At 62.4% G+C, this 8,206-nt stretch carries 9 protein-coding genes and 1 tRNA gene; 7 read left to right on the top strand and 3 right to left on the bottom strand.

The annotated features are described in order from the left end of the window. Window positions 1–204: hypothetical protein (locus AC0L3C_RS36045; protein WP_473266856.1), on the top strand; the 204-nt coding region annotated here is incomplete at its 5' end. A gap of 68 nt (window positions 205–272) precedes the next feature. Here AC0L3C_RS36045 and chpT read toward each other — a convergent pair. Beyond that, the gene (chpT, locus tag AC0L3C_RS36040) at window positions 273–926 is read right to left on the bottom strand and encodes a histidine phosphotransferase ChpT (RefSeq protein ID WP_018458347.1); all 654 of its coding nucleotides are present in this window, start codon (window positions 924–926) and stop codon (window positions 273–275) included. A gap of 171 nt (window positions 927–1,097) precedes the next feature. On the opposite strand from chpT, the gene AC0L3C_RS36035 reads away from it, so the two are divergent. After that, a complete protein-coding gene (locus AC0L3C_RS36035) occupies window positions 1,098–1,925 on the top strand; it encodes a 3'(2'),5'-bisphosphate nucleotidase CysQ family protein (protein ID WP_473410391.1) in 828 nt (275 codons plus the stop codon). Window positions 1,926–1,938: 13 nt separating this feature from the next. Here AC0L3C_RS36035 and AC0L3C_RS36030 read toward each other — a convergent pair whose 3' ends face one another. Beyond that, on the bottom strand, window positions 1,939–2,424 hold the full coding sequence (locus tag AC0L3C_RS36030) for a YHS domain-containing (seleno)protein (protein ID WP_473266862.1): 486 nt from the start codon (window positions 2,422–2,424) through the stop codon (window positions 1,939–1,941). 139 nt (window positions 2,425–2,563) lie between these two features. Here AC0L3C_RS36030 and AC0L3C_RS36025 point away from each other — a divergent pair, with 139 nt between their 5' ends. From AC0L3C_RS36025 to AC0L3C_RS36015, 3 genes are all read left to right on the top strand, one after another. Further along, entirely contained in the window at window positions 2,564–3,169 is a 606-nt protein-coding gene (locus AC0L3C_RS36025; protein ID WP_007606270.1) for a DUF1134 domain-containing protein, read from the top strand. 119 nt (window positions 3,170–3,288) lie between these two features. Next, complete coding sequence (locus AC0L3C_RS36020) at window positions 3,289–4,587, top strand: hypothetical protein (RefSeq protein WP_473251433.1); 1,299 nt, start codon at window positions 3,289–3,291, stop codon at window positions 4,585–4,587. A gap of 156 nt (window positions 4,588–4,743) precedes the next feature. Next, window positions 4,744–4,818 (top strand) — tRNA-Val (locus AC0L3C_RS36015). Window positions 4,819–5,819: 1,001 nt separating this feature from the next. Here the strand turns inward: AC0L3C_RS36015 and AC0L3C_RS36010 are convergent. Next, a complete protein-coding gene (locus AC0L3C_RS36010) occupies window positions 5,820–6,026 on the bottom strand; it encodes a hypothetical protein (protein ID WP_231188869.1) in 207 nt (68 codons plus the stop codon). Window positions 6,027–6,489: 463 nt separating this feature from the next. On the opposite strand from AC0L3C_RS36010, the gene AC0L3C_RS36005 reads away from it, so the two are divergent. Next, window positions 6,490–6,720 (top strand): hypothetical protein, encoded by a 231-nt coding sequence (locus tag AC0L3C_RS36005; protein ID WP_473410390.1) that lies wholly within the window; start codon window positions 6,490–6,492, stop codon window positions 6,718–6,720. Window positions 6,721–6,921: 201 nt separating this feature from the next. After that, the gene (locus tag AC0L3C_RS36000) at window positions 6,922–7,992 is read left to right on the top strand and encodes a ComEC/Rec2 family competence protein (protein WP_473410389.1); all 1,071 of its coding nucleotides are present in this window, start codon (window positions 6,922–6,924) and stop codon (window positions 7,990–7,992) included. Window positions 7,993–8,206 lie beyond the last annotated feature (214 nt).

Raw genomic sequence — 8,206 nt, 5'->3', positions numbered from 1 at the left:
CTTCACCAGCTGATTGTCCACGGTGTCCAGGCTCTCACTGGTTTCCGTCAAAAACTCCCGCAACAGATCATCCATGAAAACAGGCCTTCATACAGGGAGGGCGCGCACACAAGACGTGATGCGCCAATTCGGAATGGGGCCAGCTTCACCGCAAAGCGTTTAATATTGGTTGAGTATGTGGAAAAGAACGGAATCAACAAATAGATAAGGCGCTCCGGACAAGCCGAAGCGCCTCGTAAAGATTCGATTAACGTTTGAGAGCGGCTTCGTGTCTACGACGCGATGATGGTGATGGCCTCGCCTTCATGCGCGAGCCTCACGGTCAGGCCGCAAGCCTCTGCCAACAGCCGCGTATAATAAGGCTGGATCGCATGTGCATCCGCGGCCGGGCCGCGTTCGCCGCTCAGGAGCTCGGAGATGTTCTGCGGCAGGCGCGCATTATGTCCGGTCGCGGTGATGCGGAAGCTCATCGTCTCGCCCTCGCCGATCGGATCGATCGTCAGCGTGCCGCCGCGCGGGATCGTGTGCTGCGAAACGACCAGCATGTTGAGCAACAGCTTGACGCGATTCTTCGGCAGCAAGATCCGCGGCAGATTCCAGGTAATCGAGCACTTGCCGTCCTCGATGTGGCCGCGCGCCATGGTCTGGGCATCGCCGAGATCGATCTGCGCGCCGGACGAGCCGGCCGCACCAAAGGCGAGGCGGCAGAACTGAAGGCGGGCGGAGGCGGTTTTCGCGCTCTTGCGTATCAAGTCTAGTGCGAACTCGCGGTCGTCGGGCTTTGGATCGTCATCGAGCACTTCGAGACCATTGACGATGGCGCCGACAGGGCTGATGAGATCGTGGCAGACCCGCGAGCACAGCAGCGCGGCGAGTTCGAGCGCATCTGGAGCGGTGGCGGTAGCGGGTGACGAAGCGTCAGACATAAAGGGTTCCTGGAATTGCACGGCGCGGACGCGGCGAATCAAGCATGCTTGACGAATGCCGCAGGTTCTAACATTCGCAAGCCCGTGGCAGCTAGCTTGCGATCGGTTCGAACCGGCCCTAATGCCGCGGCGAATCACTCGAGCAGGGATGGAATTGCCGATGAATGAGGCATGCAGGTGAAGCGGATCATCGACGGCTCGGCCGCCTCCCACCTGATGGAGCCGCTCACAGCGCTGGTGGTGAAAGCGGGCGAAGCCATCCTCGCGGTCAACCGCACGGCGATGCGGGTCGACGGCAAGCAGGACGGCTCGCCGGTCACCGAGGCCGACCTTGCCGCCGACCGCATCATCGCGGACGGGCTGGCCCAGCTTGCGAGCGACATCCCGACGCTGTCGGAAGAGCGGACCCAGCTCGCCTCGCCGCCGTTCCGCGACAGCTTCTTCCTGATCGACCCGCTCGACGGCACCAAGGAGTTCGTCGCCGGGCGCGACGAGTTCACCGTCAACCTTGCCCTCGTGACATCGGGCGTGCCGCTGCTGGGCATCGTCAGCGCCCCGGCCCTCGGGCTGCTCTGGCGCGGTATCGTCGGCCGCGGCGCCGAGCGGGTCAGGTTCGACGGCGCGACCATCGGCGCTGCCGAGCCGATCCATACCCGCAAGTTGCCGCCCCTGGGCGAGCCCTGGATCGCCGCGGTGAGCCGCTCGCATGGAGATCCCCGAACCGAGGCGTTCATCGATCACCGCCCCAGCGCCGTCAGAAAGACGGTCGGCTCGGCCGTGAAATTCGGCCGGATCGCGGAAGGCAGTGCCGACATCTATCCGCGCTTCGGGCCCACTTGTGAATGGGACGTCGGGGCTGGCTACGCGGTCGTGACCGCGGCCGGCGGCAGCGTAACCGATGGCAAAGGCGGCACGCTCCGCTTCGGTGAGCGATACGACAGCGGCTTCATCATCCCGGAGTTCATCGCCTGGGGTGACCCGCAGGCGGCAAGACTCTGATATCGCAAAGGCGCTACTGGCTGAGCTTGTCCTGGAGGGCCGGCCAGCGCTTGCCCACCTCGTAGAGGAAGCGCTCGGGATTGGCGGCGAAGGCGTCCCGATTGGTTTCCCGGCTGAACAGATAGAGCCGCTGCGCCGCGATCGCGAAGAAACGGGGGTTACCGGCGATGATGACGCCGCGGGCGATATCGACCGGATCGTAGCCGCCGAACTGCGGCCCGTAGACCTCGGGATGCGCGAGGAAAGAGGCGCGGTTGCCCTCGTTCCGAAAGCGCCAGACTGCGCCCCACAGGTTCGCCTCGAACTCGGCCGTCCCTTGCACGGCCGCGCCATCGACGAAATAGGCCACGGGGTCGAAGCCCTCGATCGCCACGCCGCTGAAGCGGTTGACGACGATCCGCTCGGTGGTGGCCGCCTGCGCCGGCACCCCCGCGCAGAGGATCCAAATGCCCGACAGCATGCAGACCAGAAGGCCGATCAAGGCAATTCCGGGGCGCAAAGGGCTGGCTTCCTGCCGTTGTGCCGTCATAGTTGCTGCGGATAACATCCGAGTCGAGGGGACATCCGGCGCAACCTAGAGCCGTGCCTGTTGGCGTCAGGTTAAGGAAGCGACCGGATTCGGTACCAGGGGTTCTTTTATGACTTTCGCATCACGCCTTGCCGCAGTCGCGCTTGCCGCGATGGTCGGGTGGATCATTCCGGCTTCCGCCCAGCAGCCGCCGCCGCCCGATTTGCCGCCGCCGCAGCGGACCCCGACGCCCAGCACCTATGGGCCGGACGAACTCGTGAACGCCGGCCACCGCTTCTTCGGCAACGTCTCGCGCGGTCTCGCCTCGATCATCGAGAAGGCAGTCAGCCAATGGGGCCTGCCCAACGGCTACATCCTCGGTGAGGAAGGGTCCGGAGCCTTCGTCGCCGGCCTGCGCTACGGCGAAGGCACGCTCTACACCAAGAACGCCGGCGACCTCAGGGTCTACTGGCAGGGTCCCTCGCTCGGCTTCGACTGGGGTGGCGACGGCGCGCGTACCATGACGCTAGTCTATAATCTGCCCGCCACCAACGCGATCTACCAGCGCTTCGCCGGCCTCGACGGCTCGGCCTACATCATCGGCGGCTTCGGCATGACGGCGCTCACCGCCAACAACATCGTGCTGGTGCCGATCCGCTCCGGCCTCGGCCTGCGGCTGGGAGCCAATATCGGCTATTTGAAATTCACCCCGCGCGCGACCTGGAACCCGTTCTAGCGTTCCGCTTTCCCCTCCGGCGACGGATCAAGGTTAACGACATGTCGGGGCTGGCTTTTTGCCGGCCCCGCATGCAATGTCCTTGGTAAATTTTTCCTTAGCTTTGGGAGTTCTGGCCCATGGTCGAACCGATCATGTACCTGGCGATCGGTTTCCTGCTGTCGATGCTGTGCGGGCTCGCCATCGTGCCGCTGGTGCATAACCGCGCGGTGCGCCTGACCACGCGCCGGCTCGAGGCCGCGACGCCGTTGTCGATGGCCGAGATCCAGGCTGACAAGGACCAGCTCCGCGCCGAATTCGCCATGTCGGCGCGACGGCTGGAGATGAGCGTCGACCAGCTCAAGAACAAGACCACGAGCCAGCTCGCCGAGCTCGGCAAGAAGAGCGACGCCATCAACCGCATGAAGATCGAGCTCGGCGAGAAGAACGCCACGATCTTCGCGCTCGAGGCGCGCGAGAAGGCGGTCAAGGAGCAGCTTCGCGCCACCGAAGAGGAATTCAACACCAAGACCGCAGCTCTGCGTGCCGCCGAGCTCGCGCTGACCGACAAGCAGGGCGAGCTCGCAAAGATCAATTCCGAACTGTCCGACCGCTCGATGATGGCGGAGAGCCGGCAGGTCGAGCTGGTTGTGGTCCGTGCGCAGATCGAGGAGCTGAAGAACCGCGTCGGCGACGCCGAAAAGGAGTTTGCCGCGACGCAGGCGCGGCTGGCGCAGGAGCGCACCGAATCCGAGACCGCCTCGCGCGAGCTCGGCGACGCCCGCGGCCGCGTCGAGAATCTGAGCCAGCGCGTCACCGACCTCGATCGCCAGCTCATCGTGCAGGTGAAAGAGGCCGAGATGCTGTCGGGCCGCGTCGGCGATCTCGAGGGACGCCTTGCCACGCAGGGCAAGCTGCTCGCTGAGCGCGACTATGAGAACAACCAGCTCCGCCAGGCCAATGAGAGTTCCGAGCGCACCATCAAGGAGCTGCGCGTCGAGATCGCCGCCTTGAGCGGCGGCAAATCGTCGGCCGCGATGGAATCGATCCGCGCGGAAAAGACCGCGCTGGAGGAACAGCTCCGCACCGCCCGCGACGAGCGCGCCAAGCTGCAGCGCGACATCAACGCGATCCAGCAGCAGGCCGAGAGCTCCTGGGCGACCGAGCGGATGGAGAACGCGCTGCTGCGCGAACGCATCAACGACATCGCCGCCGAGGTGGCCAAGCTCGCGATGCAGCTCGAAGGCCCGAACTCGCCGATCGAGGCCCTGCTCGCGGCGGAGGCCGGCCAGCCGCCGAGGCCGGCGCCGCGCCCGGCCAATGACGCCCCAACCAACGGCACGGCCGCAGGCACCCTGCCTGAAGGCGGCGGAACACTGGCCGAACGCATCCGCGCGCTCCAGGCCCACGCCTCCCGCGCCCGCCAGCAGGGCGCGTAAGCGGTCCCAAGACCGTCTCACCGCCGAATTGCGGGTTCGGGGGAAGGTTTTCGGGCCCGGCAGCGCCTCGAAACTTGACACCTTCGGCCCGCACTTCTAAATCGCGGGCTCCAAAGCGCCGGCGGCCGAAACTCGGGTCGCCTGCATGATGGTTTCGGGTGCATAGCTCAGCGGGAGAGCGTTCCCTTCACACGGGAGAGGTCCAAGGTTCGATCCCTTGTGCGCCCACCATTTGTCCAGCATTTTTAGTGACTTAGCGACTTGCTTCCCCTACATTGTGCCCCGAAAAGTCTGGGGCACAACCCGGGCACGCTGCAGAAAAGATCATCCCTCTACCTTCGCCCGCCGCTCCCGGCCCGACGACAAACAAGAAAGCTCGTCGATCTTTCACCACGAGACGCGTCGTCGCGCGACCTTTGGGCACGGGTTTCGTTGGCGCTCGATAGGCGCGAGCACGTTGTGCTCGAGGCAACCTTCGCCGAGGTACCACGGAGGAAGGTATAGTGGTCCCGCCGAGTCCTTTGAGGCTCCGCTCTTGCCGCTCATTGGCTGGGTTGTCCACTAACGCCATGAGTTGCCGCCGCGTCGGCTCGGCAATGTCGCTCGAAGTGGTTCTCGAGACCACGTCGCCAGAGCAGATAGTGCTGGTTTCCAGTGACGACCTGCCGTCCGGTGAGGGACACCACATAGGGCCGCCTTCAATCATCAGGTTGCCAGCTCATGCACTGCTTCTCCGCCAGCTGATGCCGTAAGCCTCGCGCCCGACTTAGTTCGGACGGCTGGCGCTGGTGACGACTACGACGAGAGCCCTGTGGCAATATTGTAAGCGATAAGGACCAACGGAGCCGGGAGTTCGCTTTCGGCATCCCCTACCTCGGGGCCGGCTTATGGTCATCGCTCTTCCAGATCGTGGTGCTACTCGGGCGTATTGACCGGTTGCCGTGCCGTAGTGCTCGCATGGCTCGCAACGAAGGGCCCAGTTCGCCCCTTCCTGGATCACGACCGATTATCAAGCCTGCATCGAGCATTGGCGGATCGGGTCTCACCAGCTCCGTGGTGCTCACACCCGCATTCAGATCAACTGCCGTGTCGGAGTCTGGTTCAAGCAGTTCTCGCAGGCGCTCGATGCGTGCGAACCGGAATGGATGGACTGGTTTGATCATCGGGCTAGGCCCCTCGGGTCGAATGCGAGCAATCGGATGATGAAAACGATGAGCCGCGACAGGTGATGCTCATGAGTCGAGCTGTCGGTTCTCCGCCGAATGCCAGTCCGCGCCATGGAGGCGGATCATCTCCCGACGGGACCGCTCGATGAAGATGCGCTCAACGCAAAAGCCGGCTGCAACTGAAGCCGCCAGCGCAAGGCCATAGGCCATATAGTCGTTCATGAAATTCCAAAACATGTTGCAGCCGGCAACTCCCACAAAAGTAAGTGCCATGATCAAATTCCGAAATGCCTTAACCATCCTGCCCCCAGTAAGTCGGCGAAGGAACTTTTACCATTGCAACCACGGCGATTGGCAGCGTTTGACCCTTGTGATGAGCCGTCTTTCTGCTCGATCAGCCTGGGTCCGGCCGCGCTGCCGACCGGCGTGGGGCTCGCTCCTATTACTTAAGAGGGCACCCGGGAACGGAGCAGTGATAGCGACGCCGGCATACTTCATCACGGCGGGCCCTTTCTCGAGTGCCCCCGGTGAGGAGCTCCGAATCCCTTCCCGCGAGGGTCTACGCCGCATGGCGTGCGCCGTTGTGGCGTGGAGAAGAAGGGCGCATTCGAACTATGGAGCCTGCTGGTTACACGATAGCCCGTACGTCTTCCCGTCCACTCGGGGCAAGGGCGACAAGCCGATTGACCGACATGCCCTGTCGCAAGCTGTGCGCCGTCTCCGGCTGAAGTTGAAAATGGCCGAATGGTCTCCGCATGACGCGCGCCGGTCAGCCACGACCTGGGCGCGGACGATGGGAATCCCGCGCGACACGACGGAGGCGCTCACGCATCATGCCATTGTCGGCAGCGGAAAGACCTATGACCGTTACGGCATGCAGGCTGAGAAGCGGCAAGCAGTGGATGCCATTGCGGACTATATTTCGCGCACACGACGCAGCGATGCAGCCACCAAAGAAGCGGCTTAGTGCAGCATGCGTCAGGTCTGCTGACGTATATATAAATCAAGTGTCAGTGGAAAACTGCGCGATTCCTCCTTTCTTACTATTGCTTCAAAAGGCAGACGCACCACATAGCTGCACCTAGGGGCCTACACAACTTTCCGATTTTTGCCCAGATCGCCTCAGCTCACGACCGTCCGAGACGACGGCCGTGCATAGGAGCGTGCATTGCCGTACGAAATCGATTTCCTCCGGGCTGGTGACAGCAATGGCGACGCTATTGTCGTCCGATGGGGCGATACCAAAGACAGCGCATTTTACATCAACATTGTGGATGGCGGCTTTACCGACACTGGCGAGCAGATCATTTCCCACGTCGAGCGGTACTACGCGAAGCCCGCCAACATCGCCAATGTCGTCTTGTCCCACGCAGACAATGATCACGCGTGCGGCCTGATAAAGGTGCTCCAACATGAGGGCTTTACCATCCACACGCTCTGGATGAACCGCCCCTGGGACTACGTGGACGAAGTGCTCGATAAGTTTCACGGCGCCTACACTCGTGAGGGCCTCGTCAAGCGAATGCGGGAAATGCATCCCTATCTGGTGGAGATGGAAACAATTGCGGCCGAGCGAGGCATCCAAATCCGTGCACCTCTGCAAGGTGCTCAGATAGGTGCTTTCAAAGTCTTGGCTCGTAGTCGTGAACGCTACGTTCGTCTCATTCCTGATCTCGACAAGACCCCCACAGCTTACCGGAGTGACACGGCCGGACTCGGATCGGTCTTCGGAAGCGCTTTGCGCAACGTGGTCGAAACAATAAAGGAGCGTCTCGACCTCGAAACGCTGGACAACAACCCTCCAAGCACCTCCGCTTCGAACGAGACTTCGGTAGTTCAGATGGGGACATTCGGTACTAAGAGCATCCTGCTGACCGCCGATGTTGGTCCAGACGGGCTTAACGAAGCAGCCGACTACGGTGAGAACAATTTTCCCAGTCTTCAGCCAACTCTCGTTCAGATTCCTCATCATGGCAGCCGACGCAACGTCACCCCGGCAGTCCTCAACCGGTGGCTCGGCGCGTTCCCAGCTCAAGGTCGCGGCAACGCAATCGCATCTGTAGGCAAAAACGAAGATATCTACCCGCGCAAGAAGGTAGCGAATGCGTTCACCCGTCGCGGATACATCGTGCACTCAACACATGATTCGTGGATCAACTTCCGTAGTGACTACGACCGTAGAGCTGGCACGGTCGATGCCAGCACAATCGCCTTTTCATCTGACGTTGAGGACGACTAACCCTTGCCCAAGTTCGATAAGTACACCTTTTTCGCTCGACTCGTCCCGGCCATCATCGCCGCAGCACCGGCCCTCACTTTGGCGTGGGTGCTTATCTCGTGGAAGTCACTAGGCGTGACACATGCAATTGCCGGAACAGAGCCGGCTCCGCAAATTTGAACAGGTCGGTGAGTGGAGTTTCTGCCTGACAGCGGGCACGCTGGTGCCTGCGAAT

The organism is Bradyrhizobium sp. WSM4872 (assembly GCF_055811715.1).
Note: the sequence above shows the minus strand (reverse complement) of the source record. Positions and strands in the feature narration are given on the sequence as shown.